The following is an 18818-nucleotide window of genomic DNA, read 5'->3' on the forward strand; positions in this document are numbered from 1 at the left end:
CCGGGGTCCCCGCACTCGATGTCACTTTTCAGCCATCAGTCGGCATACGCGCAAGCTCCGGCTTTTCCACGGCACATCGTCACCGCGATCCTCGTCGCCCACGACGGGGCACGCTGGTTGCCCGGCACTCTGACCGGCCTGCTCGGTCAGGAGCGCCCGGTCCAGCGCGTCGTCGCGGTCGACACCGGCAGTACCGACGCCTCGGCCGGTCTGCTGGAGGACGCGCTCGGTCAGGGCTCGGTGCTGCATGCCGAGCGACGGACCGCGTTCGGTGCCGCCGTGAGTGAAGCCCTGCGTGCCGCGCCGCACCTCGACCCCGCGTCCCTGCCCTACCGGATCGACGCGTACGACGCGTCGGACCCGTACGGCGACACCGATCAGGACCGCCCGCCGCGGTCGACCGAACCGGTCGAGTGGCTGTGGCTCCTGCACGACGACAGCGAGCCCGCACCCGACGCGCTGCACCTGCTGCTGCGTGCCGCCGACGAACTGCCCTCCGCGGCCGTGCTCGGTCCCAAGGTGCGCAGTTGGTACGACCGCAGGCAACTCCTCGAAGTCGGCACCACGCTCACCGGCAGCGGCCGGCGCTGGACCGGCCTGGAGCGCCGCGAACAGGACCAGGGCCAGCACGACGCGGTCCGCGGCGTGCTCTCGGTCTCCAGCGCGGGCATGCTGGTACGCCGCGACGTGTGGGAGGGCCTGGGCGGCTTCGACCCGCGCCTGCCGCTCTCGCGCGACGACACCGACTTCGGCTGGCGGGTCAACGCCGCCGGCCACCGCGTGGTGATCGTGCCGGACGCGGTGGTGCAGCACGCCGAGGCGGCCACGCGCGAGCGCCGGCCGATCGACGTCGCGGCGAACCGCCCACACCGGGTGGACCGGGCGGGGGCCGCCTTCACCCTGCTGGCCAACACCACCGGCGCCGGCTGGCCGCTGCTGTGGTTCCGGCTGTTGTTCGGTGGCCTGTTCCGCAGCCTGGGCTACCTGCTCGGCAAGTTGCCCGGCATGGCCCTGGACGAACTGCTCGGCACCATGACGGTGTTGCTGCGTCCCGGTGCGTTCCTGTCCGCACGCCGCGCCCGGGCCCGCACCCGCACCACGTCCGACAAGGACCTGGGCGACCTGTTCCCCAGCCGCGCCGCCACCGTGCGGCACGCCGCCGAGGGTCTGCTGGGCAACCTGCGGCGAAGCGAGGAGCCGGAGACCCGGTCCGGTCGACACAGCAGCGCGGAATCGGGCCCGGTCGACGAGGACGCCGAGTCGCTCGACACGGAGAGCTTCGTCAAGCTGCGCATGCTGATGCGCCGCCCCGGGCTCTCGCTGGCCGTCGCACTCATCCTGATCACCCTGTTCGCCGCCCGCTCGTTGCTCGGCGGCGGCAGCCTGTTCGGCGGCGCCCTGCTGCCCCCGCCCGAGGGCGCGGCGGACCTGTGGCACCGCTACCGCGACACGTGGCACGGCGTCGGCTTCGGCGAGGCGGCGAGCGCACCGCCCTACGTCGGGGCGCTGGCCGCGTTCGCGACCCTGCTGCTGGGCAAGGCCGGCACCGCGGTCGCGGTGCTGCTGATCGGCAGCGTCCCGTTCGCCGGGATCAGCGCCTACCTGTGCGCACGCCGCCTGGTGTCCGCGCCCGGCGTACGGGTGTGGGGCGCGGCCGTGTACGCGCTGACCCCCGTGGCCACCGGCGCGATCGCCTCCGGCCGGATCGGCACCGCGGTCGCGCTCGTGCTGGCTCCCGTGGTCGCGCGCGGCGCTGCCCAGGTGCTCGGTGCCGGCGACCTGAAGCCGTCCATGCGCGCGGCCTGGGCCACCGGTCTGGCCCTGGCCGTCGCGGCGGCGTTCACCCCGCTGTTGTGGCTCGCGGTGCTGCTGCTCGCGCTGATCGCCGTCGGGGCGTCCTTCGCCGGACTGCTCGGCCCGCGTCCGGGGATGGGCCTGCTGGTGCGGATCGGTGTCGTGCTCGGCACCCCGCTCGTACTGCTCGGCCCGTGGACCCTGGCCCTGGCGGGCAAGCCCACGCTGTTTTTGACCGAACCCGGGTTGGCCGGCGACGCGCTGGCCGAGAAGGGCACCAGCCCGGTCGGTCTGCTGCTCCTGGACCCGGGCGGTCCCGGGACGCTGCCGATGTGGCTCACCGGTGCACTGCTCCTGGCGGCGCTGGCCGCGCTGTTGCGCGATTCGCGTCGCACGGCGGTGCTGGGCGCGTGGGCAGTGGCCGTGGTCGGCCTGGTCCTCGCGGTCGTGGTCAGCCACGTCGAACTCACCGTCGAGGCCACCGGCGACAAGGCGCCCGCCTGGCCCGGCGCGGCCGTGGTGCTGATCGCGCTCGGCTACGTCGCCGCCGCGATGGTCGGCGCCGAGGACGCCCGGACCCGGGTCGCGGCCGGCAGCTTCGGCTGGCGGCAGCCCACCGCGGTGGTGTTGGCCGTGGTGGCCGGGGTCACCCCGCTCGCGGCGGCCGGGGTCTGGCTGTGGCAGGGCGCGAACGGGCCGCTGGAGCGGCGCGACCCGGTCGTGGTGCCCGCGTTCGTGGCCGAGGAGGCCACCGGGTCGAGGCACCCGCGCACCCTGGTGCTGACGTCGCCCGAACCGGGCAACGTCACCTACACGGTCGTGCGCGGCGCGGGCCCGGTGCTCGGCGACGCCGAGTTGGCGCCCAAGGCGTCCACCTACCGACAGTTCGACGCGTTCCTGGGCAAACTGCTCTCCGGTGGCGGCGGCGCGACCGCGAGCATGCTCGCCCCGTACGGCATCGAGTTCGTCCAGCTCAAGCCCCCGGTGGGCAGTGAGTTGACCGCCCGTCTCGACGGCACGCCGGGCCTGGCCCGGGTCGGCGCCACCCAGGGCGCGACCCTGTGGCGCCTGCAATACCCGGTCGGCCGCGCGCTGATCGTCGACCCCGACGGTCGCAGCGTGGCGATCCCCTCCACCCGTGCGGGCGTGTCCACCCGGATCGAGGCCGGCCCGCAGGGTCGGATCCTGCGGCTCGCGGAACGCGCCGACTCGGGATGGCAGGCCACCCAGGGCGGGAAGAAGTTGACCGCCCGCACGCTGGACGGCTGGGCGCAGGGCTTCGAACTGCGCCCCGAGGCGGGCCGGCTCGAACTCACCCACACGTCCGGCGGACACGGCATCTGGCTGCTCGTCCAGGGCGTCCTGGTGTTCGTCGTGTTCGTCATGGCGCTGCCCGCCCGCAGGCGCGGCACCGACGACGACCTGCCGGACAGCGCCGGTCCGGCCCCCGCCGTCGGCGAGGGCACCGGGCGACGCGCCCGCCGGGCCAAGGCCGAGGCGGAGGAGTCGGCGCCGGCCCCGGAGGCGGTACCGGTCGCTTCGGCCGCCGGCGCCCCGGACGCGTTCGGCTTCCCCGAACAGCGCACCGACCCGGCCGAGTCGCCGGTGCCGGTGGAGGCCTGGAACGGGGCGTCCTACGACGGCGCCGCGACGCCGGCCTACGAGCAGTACCCGCAGCAGGGCTACGGGCAGGAGTACCAGGGCTACCCGGACTACCAGGGCTACCAGTACGACCAGGGCGCCGCGGCCCCGCCGGGCGCCCCGGAGGGATCGGACGCGGCCGGCTCCTACGGCTGGGTCCCGCCCCAGCCGCAGCACCCCGTCCACGACGAGTACGGCAACGTGGTGCCCGCGCCGCAGTACGACCCGAACGCCTACCCGGACGGCGGCGGATGGCCACCCGAGCCGAGCCCGGGTGACCAACCGTGGCCGCCGCCCTCGCAGGGAGATCGCCCGTGAAGCGCACCACCCTCTCCCTGGCCGTCGTCGTCGCGCTGCTGGCCGCGGTCGTCGGCCTGGCGATCGTGACCCGCCCGACCGAGAGCAAGGCCGCGCCGCCGCCGGCGGCGAGTCGGGTGCCGATGCAACAGGCCGAGCTGAGCTGCCCGAACATCCGGGAGCTTCCCGGCAGTTCGACGGCGATCAGCGCGCTGACCCCGCCCGCGGCGAACACGGCGGGCGGCGGGGAGGCGAGCATCGTCGACCTCGGCGACCGGACCAAGGTGCGCACCAGGATCGAGGCCCCGGGCAAGCTCGCGAGCTTCGGCGTGGACAACGTCGACGTCCCGCCGCTCGTGGGCAACGCCGCCGGGGCGTTCGCGCCGGGCTTCTCGGCCGGCGCGGTCACCCGCGTGCCCAGCGGTGCCGGCCGCGGCCTGGCCGGTGTGGCCTGCGAGGCGCCGACCACCGACCGCTGGTTCGTGGGTACCTCCACCGCGGAGAACCGCGACGCCTACCTGTACCTGTCCAACAGCAAGGACACGCCGGCCGTCGTCGACGTGGAACTGTTCGGACCGAACGGCCCGATCGACGCCGAGGCGGGCCGCGGGCTGACCCTGGCACCGGGCGCGACGCTGCCGCTGATGCTGCGCACGCTCAACCCGAGCGCGGTCTTCCCGGGCGTGGCGGTGCACGTGATCGCCCGCACCGGCCGGGTCGGCGCGGCGATCCGGGACCAGGAGGGCGCGGTGGGCACCGACTGGCTGCCCTCGGCCGGGGCCCCGGGCCGCAACCTGGTGATCGCCGGCCTGCCCGCGATCGCCGGCGAGGCGGGCAACGTGCAGCTGATGTTGCTCTCGCCGAGCGGTGAGAGCACCGACGTCCAGGTGTCCGTGGCCGGCAAGGTGAACACCTTCAGGCCGGTCGAGCACGAGAGCACCGAGGTCAAGGGCAACAAGCTGACGGTGGTCGACCTCGGCCCGGTTACCCGGGGTGACGCGGGCGCGCTGCGGCTGACCGCCGGGCGCGCGGACATCATCGCCGGCGTCCGGGTGGTGCAGGGCAGCGGAGCGGACGCGGAGGTGGCCTTCCTGGCCGCCGGCCCCGAACTCACCGGGCGCGCGGTGGTCGCCGAGAACCGCTCCGGCGGCGCGGTCGCGACCACGATCTCGCTCACCGCGCCCAAGGGCCCGGCCAAGGTCAAGCTCACCTCGATCGGCGACAAGGGCGAGCCGGTGTCCGCGGACGTGGAGGTACCCGCCGGCACCACGGTCCAGGTGCCCGCTCCGGTGCCCGCCGGCGCCGCCCGGTTCGCGGTGATCGCCGAGGCACAGCCGGGCTCGCAGCCGGTGCACGCGGCACGCACGATCACCGAGACGATGGGCAAGGCCGCGGCGTTCACGGTGCAGCCGTTCGTGCCGACCGTGGAAACCGTCGTGGTGCCCAACGCGCACGAGGACCTGTCCCTGCTGGTCCCGCAGAAGTAGCGCCGCGGCGCGACGGAAACGACACGGCCCGGGCCCCGCGAAGGGGACCCGGGCCGCTGCGTCGCGGGCCGCTCAGTCGTCGGGGTCGATGGTGTCCGGATCCATCCCCAGCAGATCGGCGACCTGCTCCACGAGCACGTCGTTGACCAGCATCTCCAGCTCGGTCCGGCCCTCCGCGCGCAGCTCCAGCGGGCGGCGGTACAGGATGATCGTCGCCGGGACGCCCTTGGTCGCCGGCACCAGCCGGCCCAGCGCCACCGCCTCGTCGCCGTTCACCGCCGTCTCGGCCTCGGGCACGTCCAGGACCGCGAAGCGGACCTCCTCCAATTGCGGCCAGCGCTTGGCGAGCCGTTCGACGACATCGGCGGCGAGGTCGTCGAACCGCTGCGCGCGGGTGAGCGCGATCGGCACGGGGGGCGGGGCGAGCGGGCCGCGCATGCCGCGGCCGTGCCGGTCGCGCCGACTACGGCGCCGCCGGTCACGCTCACGAGGAGAAGAGGGGACCGAGTGCTCGTTGTGCACGGGACGAGCTTAGGGCCTGACGGCCGGATCCGGATCGGTCCACGCGGCCCCGGTTCGGGTGCGCGCCGGGGGCCGAACGGCGGTGCGAGACGTCGCCCGCACCCTGTGAGGAGCGACACGTGAGTCACACCGCACCCGGATACGACGCGGGTTCGGTCCGCTTGCGGTACCGTCCATCGTCGTGAGCCCTGTACGTCGCTGTTCGCGGACCGCCTGCGGCCGAACCGCAGTCGCCACGTTGACGTACGTCTACGCGGACTCCACGGCCGTCCTGGGCCCTCTCGCGACCTACGCCGAGCCCCATTGCTACGACCTGTGCGCCGAGCACTCGGAGCGGCTGACCGCGCCGCGTGGCTGGGATGTCGTGCGCCTCGCGCCGGATCCGAGCGCGGGCAAGCCCAGCAGTGACGACCTGGAGGCGCTGGCCAACGCCGTGCGCGAGGCCGCCCGCCCGCCGCAGCCCCCGCGGCCGGCGCCCGAACCGCCGGACCGGGACGGCCGACCCGAGGCCGGTCGACGCGGCCACCTGCGCGTTCTGCGCTCACCCGAGAGCTGACCGCCGGCCGATAGGGTCTGATGCGTCGTCCGCGGGGCAGGGGTCGACGGTCAGGGCCATTGCCGCGGCGTTTCGGGACCGCGGCCGAGCGAGTGGAGTCTTCGGGTGCGTGACCTCTCCCAGATCGTGAAGGCGTACGACGTGCGGGGCGTGGTCCCCGACCAATTGGACGCCGACACCGCGCGGGCACTGGGCGCGGCGTTCGTACGGGTCACCGAGGCCGATGCGATCGTGATCGGCTGGGACATGCGCCCGTCCTCGCCGGAGTTGTCCGGCGCGTTCGCCGCCGGCGCCGCAAGCCAGGGCGCGGACGTCACGCTGATCGGCCTGGCCTCCACCGACGAGCTCTACTTCGCCAGTGGCAGCCTGAACCTTCCCGGCGCGATGTTCACCGCCAGCCACAATCCCGCGCAGTACAACGGGATCAAGATGTGCCGCGCGGGCGCCGCCCCGATCGGCCAGGACAGCGGTCTGGCGGACATCCGCGCGCTCGCCGAGGCGGGCGTGCCCGAATACACCGGCGAACCGGGCACGATCACCGAGCACGACGTGCTGGCCGACTACGCCGCGCACCTGTTGGGCTTGGTCGACCTGACCGGCATCCGCCCGCTCAAGGTGGTCGTGGACGCGGGCAACGGCATGGGCGGACACACCGTGCCCAGCGTGCTGGGCGCCGCGAGCGGGCTGCCGCTGGAGATCGTCCCGCTGTACTTCGAGCTGGACGGCTCGTTCCCCAACCACGAGGCCAACCCGCTGGACCCGAAGAACCTGGTCGACCTCCAGGCCGAGGTCCGCAAGAGCGGCGCCGACCTGGGCCTGGCCTTCGACGGCGACGCCGACCGCTGCTTCGTGGTCGACGAGCACGGCGACCCGGTCTCGCCGTCCGCGGTCACCGCGCTGGTCGCGGTCCGCGAGATCGCCCGGGCCAGGGCGAACGGCGAGGACGCGCCGGTGGTCATCCACAACCTGATCACCTCGCGCGCCGTTCCGGAGATCGTCGCCGAGCACGGCGGCCGGGCGGTGCGTACCCGGGTGGGCCACTCGTTCATCAAGGGCGAGATGGCGAAGACCGACGCGATCTTCGGCGGCGAGCACTCGGCGCACTACTACTTCCGCGACTTCTGGCGTGCCGACACCGGCATGCTGGCCGCCATCCACGTGCTCGCGGCGCTCGGCGGGCAGGGGTTGCCGCTGTCCGAGTTCGCGAGCGAGTACGACCGCTACCCGGCATCCGGCGAGATCAACAGCGAGGTCACCGACCAGGCGGCGGCCACCGCGAAGGTGCGGGCCGCCTTCGAGGGCCGGCCCACCGTCACCGTGGACGACCTGGACGGGATGACCGTGGTGGCCGACCGGTGGTGGTTCAACCTGCGCGCCTCCAACACCGAGCCGCTGTTGCGCCTGAATGTCGAGGCCGACGACGAGCCGACCATGATCGCCATCCGGGACGAGGTGCTGGGACTCGTCCGGGGTTGACCGGTCGGCTCGGTAATGTGATGGGTTCAATCGGACGGCCGCCGCGCCGAATCGGAACTGATATGTACGAATCGGCGCGCGCGGTCGGAAAAGTGGGAGATGTCGTGAATCTGGAACCGTCGCAGTTGGCGATCCTGACCTGCCCGGTCTGCCACGCCTCGCTGCACCGGGACGGGGACGCCGCGCTGGCCTGCGACAACTCCGCGTGCGGGCTGGTGTACCCGGTCGTCGACGACATTCCGGTGTTGCTCGCGGACGAGGCCCGCCGGCCCGGTACCGCGCGGGCATGAACATCCTCGACGAGGGCCTGCTGGACGACCAGGACGGCATCGCCCGGGCCGACGCGGCGGACACGCTGCGCGCCCTGGCCGGTGCCGGGGCACAGGTGCGCCGGGCCGTGCAGGCCGCGCGCGAGGCCGTGCCCGCCGCGATCGCGGCCCGGGACCGACCGCGCACGGTGATCCTGGCCGCGCCCGCGTACGGGCCGCTGGGCCATGCGCTGCGCGCGGTCACCGGCGCGGACGCGGCCCTGCCCCTGGTGCTCGCGGCGGGCGGCGTGCTGCCCGGCTGGGCCGGTCCGATGGACCTCGTGCTGTTGGCCGGCCGAGGGGACGAGCCCGGCTTGATCGAGCTGGCCGGCCAGGCCTACCGCCGCGGCTGCCAGGTGGCCGCGGCCACCCCCGCCGGGTCGCCGCTCGAGGCCGCCGCGCAGCAGTCCCGGGGCGTGGTGGTCCGGGTTCCCGTCGACGCCGTCCCGGTCGGCGCGGTCGGCTACGCCGACGACACCGCGTTCGCCGCGCAGACCGCGTTCTGGCCGCTGTTCACCGCGCTCCTGGCGCTCACCGGCGCGGCCGGTGCGAGTGCGTTCACCCCCGGCGAGGCACTGGCGGGCGTGGACGCGATGGCCGACCGCCTCGACGAGGCGAGCACCCGCTGCCGGCCCGCCGCCGACGCCTACGTCAACCCCGCCAAGGGGCTGGCCGTCGCGATGGCCGGCACCATCCCGGTGATCTGGGGCGCGGGCACCGTCGCGGGCGTGGCCGCCGAGCGGTTCGCGACGATGTGCGTCGGCGTCGCCGCCACCCCCGCGTTGTCCGGCGCGCTGCCCACCGCGGGCCGCTACCAGGACCGGGTCTTCACCGCGGGCGAGGCAGCCGACGCCGCGGACCCCGACGACTTCTTCCGCGACCGGGTGGACGAGAGCGAGCCGGTGCGGATGTACCCGGTGCTGCTCGTCGACCACGACGACCCGGACACCGCGGCACAGCTGGACCGGGCCCGCCGCACGCTGAGCGCGCTCGGCCAGTCCGCCGTCGGCGAGGTCGGCGCCCGCGGCGGCAGCCCGCTGGAGCGGCTCGCCGAGCTGATCGCGGTGACCGACTTCGCCGCCGTCTACCTGGCCCTGGGCACCGGCGTCGGCCCCGCCCTGCCGGGGCTGTTCTCCTGGACCGAAGGTGGTCCCCGCTAGCCATGGACCGCCTCGTCAACCGGATCCGCGCCAACGCGTGGGGTTCGCTCACGGCCATCCCCGAACTGCTCGGCGTCGCCCCCACCGGCGAACCCCAGGCCGAGCTGTGGATGGGCGCCCACCCCGGCGCGCCCTCCGAGATCGACCGGGGCCACGGACCGTACTCGCTGGTCGAGCTGATCGCCGCCGACCCCGAGGGCGAACTCGGCGCGGACACCGCGGCCCGGTTCGGCCCGCGCCTGCCGTTCCTGCTCAAGGTGCTGGCCGCGGAGGAACCGCTGTCGCTCCAGGTGCACCCGGACGCGGTCCAGGCCCGGCACGGCTACGCGGAGGAGGAGGCCCGCGGCGTGCCGATCGACGCGCCGCACCGCAACTACCGCGACTCCAGCCACAAGCCGGAGATGATCTGCGCGCTCGGCGACTTCGAGGGCCTGGTCGGCTATCGCGAGATCGCCCAGACGCTCAAGCTGCTCGACGCCCTCGACGTCCCGGAACTGGCCCCGTTCGCACGGGCGTTGCGCAACCCGGACCAGGAGGCGGCGCTGCGCGCGGCGACCACGCACGTGCTCATGCTGCCCGCCCGCCTGCGGACCGGCGTGGTCGACGCGGTCGCCGCGGCCTGCCGCCGGCTGGCCGCGAACGGATCGCCGTACGCGGAGGCCTGCGCCGCGGTCGCGGGCCTGGCCGAGCGCCACCCCGGCGACCCGGGCGTCGCGGTGGCCCTGCTGCTCAACCACATCCGGCTGCGCGAGGGCGAGGCGGTCTTCCTCGCGGCCGGCATGCCGCACTCCTACCTGCACGGCGTCGTGGTCGAGATCCTGGCCAACTCCGACAACGTGCTGCGCTGCGGCCTGACCGACAAGCACATCGACGTCGGCGAACTGCTGCGGATCATGGCCTTCCGGGCCGGCCCGGTGGAGATCCTGGGCCCCGAGCCGACCGAGGTCGACCCGGGCGAGGAGGTCTACGCGACCCCGGTCGCCGACTTCCGACTCTCCCGGCTGCGGGCGACCTCGGGCCGCGAGCCCTACCTCCTGGACACCGCCGGCCCCCAGATCCTGCTGTGCGTACGCGGCCGGGCGACGGCCACCGGCGCGGACGGCGCCGTGCTCGATCTGGCCCGCGGCCAATCCGTGTACGTGCGCGCGGGCGAACCGCGGGTCGCGGTCACCGTCGAGGGGGACGACGGCCTGGTCTTCCGGGCGAACGTCCCGTGCTCCTGAGCGGCGCGGGGCAATCGACGCGCGGTCGCGGTAGCGCGGGCCTCCCGGGGTACACGGATGCCCGATGGCACACTGATCGCCGACGTACGGCAGTCGGCGGTCGGTGACGACGATGGTCAACCAACGGGTGGGAGTCGACCTATGAGCGCGGGTGGCGGAACCAAGGCGGTCGTCGCGGCACTGGCGGCGAACCTGGGCATCGCGGTGGGCAAGTTCGTCGCCTTCGCGTTCACCCGGTCGTCGTCGATGCTGGCCGAGGGCGTGCACTCGTTGGCCGACTCGGGCAATCAGGTGCTGCTCCTGGTCGGCGGCAAACGTGCGCAGCGCGACGCCACACCCGAGCATCCCTTCGGCTACGGCCGCGAGCGCTACATCTACGGCTTCCTGGTCTCGATCGTGCTGTTCTCCGTCGGCGGCATGTTCGCGATCTACGAGGGCTACGAGAAGATCGCCCATCCGCACGAGCTGAAGAGCTGGTACTGGGCGGTCGGCGTGCTGGTCTTCTCGATCGTCCTGGAGGGGTTCTCCTTCCGGACCGCGATCCGCGAGTCCAACCTGCACCGGGGCGAGCTGAGTTGGCCGCAGTTCATCCGCCGGGCCAAGTCGCCCGAGCTGCCGATCGTGCTCCTGGAGGACTTCGGCGCGCTGATCGGCCTGATCCTGGCGCTGGCCGGGGTCAGCATCGCGGTAGCCACCGGCGACGGCGTCTGGGACGGCATCGGCACGCTGTGCATCGGCGTGCTGCTGGTGCTGATCGCGATCGTGCTCGCGTCGGAGACCCGCAGCCTGCTGCTCGGCGAGGCGGCCGGGGTGGAGACGGTCCGGGCGATCGAGGCGGCCATCGTGGCCGGCCCCGACGTCGAGCGGCTGATCCACATGCGCACGCTGCACCTGGGCCCGGACGAACTGCTGGTCGCCGCGAAGATCGCGGTCAACCACGACGACACCGCGGCCGAGGTGGCCCAGGCGATCGACGCCGCCGAGGCGCGCGTGCGCGCGGCCGTGCCGATCGCCCGGGTGATCTACCTGGAACCGGACATATACCGCACCGAAGAGGCCGTGCGCGGCGCCGACCCCGAGGCCACGCCGGGGGGCAAGGACCCTCACGCCGCCGACCACTGAGGTGTTAACGTCGGTGACGCACTACGACAGTCGCTGCAGAGGGCGGTCGGGTCCGGGACCCGTAGGCACAGAAGTGTCCGACTGGATGGCACGGCATCGGCGCCCGCGGCACCGGTGTGTCTCCAGTTCCATCCACCCCTCTTCGCAGAAGGATTCACTGCCATGGCTTCGCAGCTCGACGGCGACTTCAAGGTCGCCGACCTCTCCCTCGCCGCGTACGGCCGCAAGGAGATCACCCTCGCCGAGCACGAGATGCCCGGTTTGATGTCGATCCGTCGCGAGTTCGCCGCAGCGCAGCCGCTGGCCGGCGCCCGGATCATGGGCTCGCTGCACATGACCGTGCAGACCGCCGTGCTGATCGAGACGCTCGTCGCGCTCGGCGCCGAGGTGCGCTGGGTCTCCTGCAACATCTACTCCACCCAGGACCACGCCGCCGCGGCCATCGCGGTGGGCCCCGAGGGCACCCCCGAGGACCCGCGCGGCGTGCCGGTCTACGCCTGGAAGGGCGAGACGCTGGAGGAGTACTGGTGGTGCACCGAGCAGGCGCTGAACTGGCCCGGCCATGACGGCCCGAACATGATCCTCGACGACGGCGGCGACGCCACGATGCTCGTGCACAAGGGCGTCGAGTTCGAGAAGGCCGGCGGCGTCCCGGACGCGACCGACGCCGACTCCGAGGAGTACACGGTCTTCCTGGCGCTGCTGCGCGCGACCTTCGCGGAGAACCCGGGCAAGTGGTCCGCGATGGCCCCGGGCATCAAGGGCGTCACCGAGGAGACCACCACCGGCGTGCACCGCCTGTACGAGATGTTCCGGGCCGGTTCGCTGCTCTTCCCGGCGATCAACGTCAACGACTCGGTCACCAAGAGCAAGTTCGACAACAAGTACGGCGTGCGCCACTCGCTCATCGACGGCATCAACCGGGCCACCGACGTGCTCATCGGCGGCAAGGTCGCGGTCGTCTGCGGCTACGGCGACGTCGGCAAGGGTTCGGCCGAGTCGCTGCGCGGCCAGGGCGCCCGGGTGATCGTCACCGAGGTCGACCCGATCTGCGCGCTCCAGGCGGCGATGGACGGCTACCAGGTCACCACGCTGGACGAGGTCGTCGAGATCGGTGACATCTTCATCACCACGACCGGCAACTTCAACATCATCATGGCGTCCGACATGCAGCGGATGAAGCACCAGGCGATCGTCGGCAACATCGGCCACTTCGACAACGAGATCGACATGGCCGGCCTGGCCAAGATCCCGGGCATCGTCAAGGACGAGGTCAAGCCGCAGGTGCACACCTGGACGTTCCCCGACGGCAAGAAGCTGATCGTGCTGTCCGAGGGCCGGCTGCTCAACCTGGGCAACGCGACCGGTCACCCGAGCTTTGTGATGTCCAACAGCTTCGCGAACCAGACCATCGCGCAGATCGAGCTGTTCACCAAGCCCGAGGAGTACCCGATCGGCGTCTACGTGCTGCCCAAGCACCTGGACGAGAAGGTCGCGCGCCTGCACCTGGACGCGCTGGGCGTCAAGCTCACGACGCTGACCGAGGAGCAGGCCGCCTACATCGGCGTCAAGGTCGAGGGCCCGTACAAGACGGACGCCTACCGCTACTGACATCGACCGTCGGTGCCGGGCACCGACACCGATCACCGATCATCCCGACAGGCCGGGCGGCGCACGGATCGTGCGCCGCCCGGCCTGTTGCCGGGGTAGCCATCGAACGACGACACACGACATCCCTCGGGGGGCGGTCGCATGCAACGGCGCACGTACATATCCATCCTGCTGGCCGGGGCCGCGCTGACGGCCTGTCAGGGCGACGGTTCCGAGGCCGAACCCGCGGCCGGGGCCGATGCGTCCAAGGCCGCCTCGGCGCAGGGCCAGGCGCCGACCGGTGGCGAGGCGGCCAGCCCGCTGGAGAACGAGGAAGGTGTCAAGGCGGGCCTGGCGCCGCTGACTTCGGCCGCCGACCTGACCCGGGCCCGGGCGCTGATCGGACGGGTGGACACCAAGGGCCGCGGTCCGCAGACCGGCTACGACCGGGAGAAGTACGGGCCGGCCTGGACCGACAGCGTCACCGACGTGCCGTTCGGCCGGAACAGCTGCGACACCCGCGACGACATCCTCAAGCGGGACGGCCGGGTGACGCAGTGGAAGGACCGGAAGGGCTGCGTCGTGACCGCCATGACGCTGCCCGATCCGTACTCCGGCAAGGACATAGTGTTCACCAAGGCCAAGGCGTCCGCGGTGCAGATAGACCACGTGGTGCCGCTGAGCGCGTCCTGGCAGATGGGCGCCGCGCAGTGGGACGCGGACAAGCGCCGCCGGCTGGCCAACGACCCGCTCAACCTGCTCGCCGTGGACGGCCCGATCAACGGCGGCAAGGGCGATTCGAGCCCGGCCGGCTGGCTGCCGCCGAACAAGGCGATCCGCTGCTCGTACGTGGTCCGCTACGCGCAGGTCTCGATCAAGTACGCCCTGCCGGTCACCGACGCGGACAAGCAGGCGATGCTCGCGCAGTGTGCGGGCTGACCGGGGAAACGAAGACCGGCCCTACGGTCGCAACACGACCTTGCCGAAGTTGGCGCGCGCCTCGATCACCGCGTGCGCCTTCGCCGCGTCCGCGAGCGCGAACGTCTCGTGCACCGCGACCCGCAGCCGGCCCGACAGCGCCAGGTCCCACAACTCCTGCCGGTGCCGCTCGTACAACTCCGGGAACGCGGTGGAGAACCGGGCCATCGACATCCCGGTGACGGTCCGCGCGCCCGCGAGCAGTTCCCACGCGGGCACCGTCCCACCACCGGAGCCGAAGAAGACCAGCCGCCCGAACGGCGCGAGCGCGGCGAGCGCGCGCGGCAACACGTCACCACCGACGCCGTCGAGCACGACGTCGACCGGCTCGCCCCATGACTCGGCGTCGTAGCACACCACCTCGTCGACCCCCAGCCCGCGCAGGAAGTCGGCCTTGGCCGGCGAGCCGACGGCCGCCACCACGCGCCGTGCGCCGCGCGTACGGGCCAGTTGCACGGCCAGGTGACCGGCTCCGCTCGCGGCGCCGGTGACCAGCACGGACTTGCCCTCGACCGAACCGGCCGAGGTCAGCGCGGCGAGCGCGACCTGACCACCGCGCACCAGCGCGACCGCGTCCGCGGCGCTCGCGGCGGCCGGGATGTGCGACGCGGTGAAGATCGGCGCGAGCGCCAGGTCCGCGTACGCGTTCGTGAACGAGATCGCGACCACCCGGTCCCCGACCGCGTACCCGGAGACGTCCGGACCGGCCGCGACCACCTCGCCGGCCACCTCTCCGCCGAACACCCCGGGCAACGGCAGTCCACCCTCGCGCACCTTCCGCACGCTCGGCAGGCTCACCCCGATCGCCTCGGTGCGGATCAGCAACTCGCCCGGCCCCGGCTCGGGCGCCCCGGCCTCCTCCACGCGTAGCACTTCCGGACCGCCGTACTCGTAATAGCGAACGCGACGCACACACACCTCCAGGAATCATGGGGATCCCCAACGGTATTCGCTTGATCATGGGAAAGTCCAACGATTCTCCGGATAGGCTGCACCCATGGTCGACAAGCTGCCCGCTCCCGCCCGGATCCGCGCCCTGCCCAGCTGGCTGCTCGGCCGCGCCGCCGCGCACGGCCGAGGACTCGTCCGCGGCGCGCTGGCCGCCGACGGCATGCCGATGCTCCACCACCTGGTGCTGATCGCCGTCCGCGAGTACGGCCCGGTCGCCCAGGCCGAACTCGCCCGCGCGGTGGCCATCGACCCCAAGGACATGGTCGCGATCCTGAACAGCCTCCAGGCCGACGGCCTGATCACCCGCACCCCCGACCCCCGCGACCGACGCAAGAACGCGATCACCGTCACCCCCGCCGGCGCACAGCGCCTGGCCCGGCAGGAACCACTCGTGGACGCCGCGATGGACGAGCTGCTCGCCCCGCTCGACCCCGCCGAGCGAGCCACCTTCACCGCCCTGCTCACCCGCGTCGTGGCCGCCGGCGAACCCACCGTGTCGTAGGGTCCGCGCATGCCCTCAGGCACCTACTCCTTCCACGACCCGCACGACGGCACCCCCCTCGGCGAGGAACGCTTCTCCTGTGCCCCCGGCCCGATCGGCTGGCGCTACACCGGCAGCGGCATCGATCTCACCCTCGACGCCCGAGGACGACCGCTGCGCCTGGAGGCGCTCGCCGGCGGCTGGCGGGTCCGCGGCGGCGCGACGGTCGTGGACGGCGCGGCCGGCGTGGTGTGGCTGCGCGCGGCGGCGGACCCGAACCTCGACGTGCCGGCGACCGAGGCCGAGGCGAAGGCCGCCGGCTTCACCGGCCGCTCGCCCGCCTTTCTGATCGCCACCGCGACCATGCTGAACCTGACCCCCGGCGGCTCCGCGCGGCTGCGCCTGATCGCGCTGACCGAACCGGTACTGGCGGCACACACCGTGGACCAGTCCTGGACCCTGGCCGCGGTCGAAAACCACGACGGCCTGCTCGTCGAACGCTACGAGGTGGACGACCTCGCCACCGGCGACCGCGCCACCGTGCACCTGAGCGGCGACGTGGTCCTGGCCGCCCCCGGCATCGAACTCGAAGCCCTCGACACACCGCCGAACCCGCGGATCACGACGGCGGGGTGAACCCGGGACGCTCACGCCGGTCGGGATCGGCGGGCGGTGCGGCGGGCGGTGCGACGGGGGCGGGCCGAGGGTCGGGTGGGGGTTCGGGTGCGGGTGAGGGCGTGGGGGCGGGAGCCGGAGCCGGAGCCGGAGCGATTGTCGGTGCGCCTGTCGGCGCGGGTGGTGGGACCTGTTCATGGAGCGGCGGCCGGGCCGGGGCGTGCTCCGATGGGTGTGGCGCGGTGGGGGGCGGCGTCGATGGCGTCGCTGATGTCGTCGTCGATGTCGGAATCGGTGGCGGCGTCGGTGTCGGTGGCGGCGTCGGTGTCGGCATGGGTGCCGGTGTTGGTGGCGGCATGGGTGCCGGTGAGGGTGCTGCGGGGGCGAGACCGTGTGAGCCGCCGGCGTACCGCTCCCAGTCCCGCCGCTGCCGCTCGGCCAGCACCGCGGCCAGGTAGACCACCGGGTGCATTCCGGGCGGCGGACCGATTCCGATCCGGTTCGCGGTATCCACGGTCAACCGCTCGCCCAGCGAAGCCTCTGTCGCCGGATCCAGCTCGCCACGCCGCGACAGGAATTGCCGAATGGCCAGGGCCAGATCATCGGTCAGTCCGGACAACTCGATTCCGGTCGCCCACGCGGAGGCGGCCGGATGCAGCGGAACCGGCAGGTGCCGCGCCCCGGGAGTGCGCTCGCGCACCACGAACGTGCCCGCCGCCATGTCACCGAGCCGTTTGCCGTTCTTCGAGGCAAGCGAAGAGAAGATCGCGCCGCACCCGAACGTGGTCCAGAAGTCCACGAAGAACCCGAGCAGCGCGCGAACCAACGCATGCCGGAACCGAATCGGCCCGCCGTCGTCGCGGACCACCCGCAGCCCGAGCGCCATCTTTCCCGGCGACCGCCCGTGACTGGCGGTCTCCCAGGCGACCGGCCACCCGACCACGACCAACACGACGATCGACAACAACAACGCCGACGCGAGCGCGTCGTCCTCGACCGGAACCGCCAGCGACACCAGCCAGACGGCGAGCAGCAACAGCGCCACCTGCGCGGACAGGTCGATCACCATCGCGATCGCCCGACTGGGCAATCGCGCCGGCCGCAGGTCGAGCGCGACCGCTTCGCCCGTGACGAGCTCGGACACGTCCACCTCCCGTGTGTGCGTGAATGCCACTTCCAGAGAGGATGCACCGTATGGATGTCGACGTGTTCGTCGCGGTGCACCGCCACGAGTGGCAACGCCTGGAAGAACTGACTCGCCGGCGGCGGCGCTTGTCGGGCCCCGAGGTGGACGAGCTGGTGACGCTGTACCGCCGCACGGCCACCCACCTGTCGACGATCCGCTCGGCCGCGCCCGACCCGGTGCTGGTCGGCCGGCTCTCCACCCTGACCGCGCGGGCCCGCTCGGCGGTCACCGCACCCCGTACGCCGGCCTGGCGCGAGGCGGTGCTGTTCCTGACCGTTCGATTCCCTGTGGCGGTCTACCGCAGTCGCCGCTGGTGGGGTGTCACGGCACTGGTCTTCGTCGCACTCGCCTCGATCATCGCGGCCTGGGTGGCACACGACCCGGCCGTCCGCGACGCGGTGGCCGCGCCGGACGACATCCGACAGATGACCCGCCCCGGCGGCGACTTCGAGACCTACTACTCCAGCGCCCCGGCGAGTTCCTTCGCCGCCCAGGTGGCCACGAACAACGCGTGGGTCACGGCCGGCTGCCTGGCCCTGGGCATCCTGCTCGGCCTGCCGGTGCTGTTCATCGTCTTCAGCAACGCGATGAACGTCGGCATCTCGGCGGGCCTGATGGCCGACGCGGGCCGCCTGGACGTGTTCTTCGGCCTCATCACGCCACACGGCCTGCTCGAACTCACCGCGGTGTTCATCGCGGCGGGGGTGGGCCTACGCCTGGGCTGGACCGTGATCGACCCGGGTCCCCGCACCCGGGCCGCGGCGATCGCCGCGGAGGGCCGAATTGCCCTGGGCATGGCCGTCGGCCTGGCCCTGGTCCTGGTCGTATCCGGCGTCATCGAGGCCTTCGTGACCCCGTCCGGCCTGCCGACCTGGGGCCGCATCGCGATCGGCGTGGCGGCCGAGGTCCTGTTCCTCGGCTACGTGGTGATCCTGGGCCGCCGGGGCGAATTCGCCGGAGAGCAGGGGGATGTGGCATCCTCGGACGTCGCGGACGAGCTGCCGATGGTCGCCTGAAGAGGTGATCTTGACAGTCCACCGGACGCACACGTAGATTCGAAGGGTTGTCGCGAAGTTGTTCAACGGCGCGACAGTCTGGTAGTCTCTGCCAGGGTCGAGCGGGGCGTCCGTCAAGGATCGCATTCCTGCCGCAGCATCACCATCGAATTTCTCGATCATCGGTCGCGTTCATTCGCGACGGGTTGGGCTATTTGCTGTTCTTGTGCGCGTGGTTTTGGAATTCCCAATCGGCCGGAGCGTGGCGGAAACGGGTTACCGAATCTGCTAAGCTCGAAGAGCCGGAAGCCAAGGAAACGAAAGTTTCGAAGGCGGAAAGCAACGGACGAAAAGCGGGTCGCAAGATCTGCTAGAGTCCGGGAGGCGGAAAACGCGGAAACGCGGTGGAAGCCGAAAGCGAGGAAAGCGAAGCCGC

Annotated in this window: 16 protein-coding genes; 13 read left to right on the forward strand and 3 right to left on the reverse strand. The window is 72.7% G+C overall.

From position 1 onward, the window contains the following. The first annotated feature begins 18 nt into the window (after positions 1-18). Positions 19-3753: a glycosyltransferase gene (locus ACIBM5_RS37120; RefSeq protein WP_396011124.1), complete on the forward strand. Its 3735-nt coding sequence runs from the start codon at positions 19-21 to the stop codon at positions 3751-3753. Further along, positions 3750-5219, forward strand: a complete 1470-nt coding sequence (locus tag ACIBM5_RS37125) for a DUF5719 family protein (protein WP_396011125.1) — start codon at positions 3750-3752, stop codon at positions 5217-5219. The genes ACIBM5_RS37120 and ACIBM5_RS37125 overlap by 4 nt, the downstream gene beginning before the upstream one ends. 72 nt (positions 5220-5291) lie before the next feature. On the opposite strand, the gene ACIBM5_RS37130 is transcribed toward ACIBM5_RS37125, so the two are convergent. After that, the gene (locus tag ACIBM5_RS37130; RefSeq protein ID WP_355545354.1) at positions 5292-5657 is read right to left on the reverse strand and encodes a metallopeptidase family protein; all 366 of its coding nucleotides are present in this window, start codon (positions 5655-5657) and stop codon (positions 5292-5294) included. 265 nt (positions 5658-5922) lie between these two features. Here ACIBM5_RS37130 and ACIBM5_RS37135 point away from each other — a divergent pair, with 265 nt between their 5' ends. From ACIBM5_RS37135 to ACIBM5_RS37170, 8 genes are all read left to right on the forward strand, one after another. After that, positions 5923-6297 carry a DUF3499 domain-containing protein gene (locus ACIBM5_RS37135; RefSeq protein ID WP_396011126.1) on the forward strand — a complete coding sequence of 125 codons (375 nt, stop codon included), beginning with the start codon at positions 5923-5925 and terminating at the stop codon, positions 6295-6297. Between the two features lie 105 nt (positions 6298-6402). Next, positions 6403-7773, forward strand: a complete 1371-nt coding sequence (locus tag ACIBM5_RS37140) for a phosphomannomutase/phosphoglucomutase (RefSeq protein WP_396011128.1) — start codon at positions 6403-6405, stop codon at positions 7771-7773. 104 nt (positions 7774-7877) lie between these two features. Further along, a complete protein-coding gene (locus ACIBM5_RS37145) occupies positions 7878-8063 on the forward strand; it encodes a Trm112 family protein (RefSeq protein WP_391586855.1) in 186 nt (61 codons plus the stop codon). Continuing rightward, on the forward strand, positions 8060-9241 hold the full coding sequence (locus ACIBM5_RS37150; protein ID WP_396011129.1) for an SIS domain-containing protein: 1182 nt from the start codon (positions 8060-8062) through the stop codon (positions 9239-9241). Before ACIBM5_RS37145 ends, ACIBM5_RS37150 begins: the two co-directional genes overlap by 4 nt. A gap of 2 nt (positions 9242-9243) precedes the next feature. Then, complete coding sequence (gene manA, locus ACIBM5_RS37155) at positions 9244-10464, forward strand: mannose-6-phosphate isomerase, class I (protein ID WP_396011131.1); 1221 nt, start codon at positions 9244-9246, stop codon at positions 10462-10464. A 141-nt stretch (positions 10465-10605) separates the two neighbouring features. Further along, on the forward strand, positions 10606-11586 hold the full coding sequence (locus tag ACIBM5_RS37160; RefSeq protein ID WP_396011132.1) for a cation diffusion facilitator family transporter: 981 nt from the start codon (positions 10606-10608) through the stop codon (positions 11584-11586). A gap of 162 nt (positions 11587-11748) precedes the next feature. Next, a complete protein-coding gene (ahcY, locus tag ACIBM5_RS37165) occupies positions 11749-13197 on the forward strand; it encodes an adenosylhomocysteinase (protein WP_391586859.1) in 1449 nt (482 codons plus the stop codon). A 141-nt stretch (positions 13198-13338) separates the two neighbouring features. Further along, the gene (locus ACIBM5_RS37170; RefSeq protein ID WP_396011133.1) at positions 13339-14115 is read left to right on the forward strand and encodes an HNH endonuclease family protein; all 777 of its coding nucleotides are present in this window, start codon (positions 13339-13341) and stop codon (positions 14113-14115) included. A 21-nt stretch (positions 14116-14136) separates the two neighbouring features. Here ACIBM5_RS37170 and ACIBM5_RS37175 read toward each other — a convergent pair whose 3' ends face one another. After that, positions 14137-15066: a zinc-binding alcohol dehydrogenase family protein gene (locus ACIBM5_RS37175; protein ID WP_396011134.1), complete on the reverse strand. Its 930-nt coding sequence runs from the start codon at positions 15064-15066 to the stop codon at positions 14137-14139. Between the two features lie 85 nt (positions 15067-15151). Here ACIBM5_RS37175 and ACIBM5_RS37180 point away from each other — a divergent pair, with 85 nt between their 5' ends. Continuing rightward, complete coding sequence (locus ACIBM5_RS37180; RefSeq protein ID WP_396011135.1) at positions 15152-15607, forward strand: MarR family winged helix-turn-helix transcriptional regulator; 456 nt, start codon at positions 15152-15154, stop codon at positions 15605-15607. 9 nt (positions 15608-15616) lie between these two features. Continuing rightward, positions 15617-16222, forward strand: a complete 606-nt coding sequence (locus ACIBM5_RS37185; protein ID WP_391586863.1) for a hypothetical protein — start codon at positions 15617-15619, stop codon at positions 16220-16222. On the opposite strand, the gene ACIBM5_RS37190 is transcribed toward ACIBM5_RS37185, so the two are convergent. After that, positions 16206-17345 (reverse strand): RDD family protein, encoded by a 1140-nt coding sequence (locus ACIBM5_RS37190; protein ID WP_396011136.1) that lies wholly within the window; start codon positions 17343-17345, stop codon positions 16206-16208. The genes ACIBM5_RS37185 and ACIBM5_RS37190 overlap by 17 nt on opposite strands. A gap of 50 nt (positions 17346-17395) precedes the next feature. Here ACIBM5_RS37190 and ACIBM5_RS37195 point away from each other — a divergent pair, with 50 nt between their 5' ends. Beyond that, positions 17396-18403, forward strand: a complete 1008-nt coding sequence (locus ACIBM5_RS37195) for a stage II sporulation protein M (RefSeq protein WP_396011137.1) — start codon at positions 17396-17398, stop codon at positions 18401-18403. The last annotated feature ends 415 nt before the right edge of the window (positions 18404-18818 follow it).

Origin of the sequence: Embleya sp. NPDC050493 (assembly GCF_044458105.1) — a bacterium.
Lineage (GTDB): Bacteria > Actinomycetota > Actinomycetes > Streptomycetales > Streptomycetaceae > Embleya.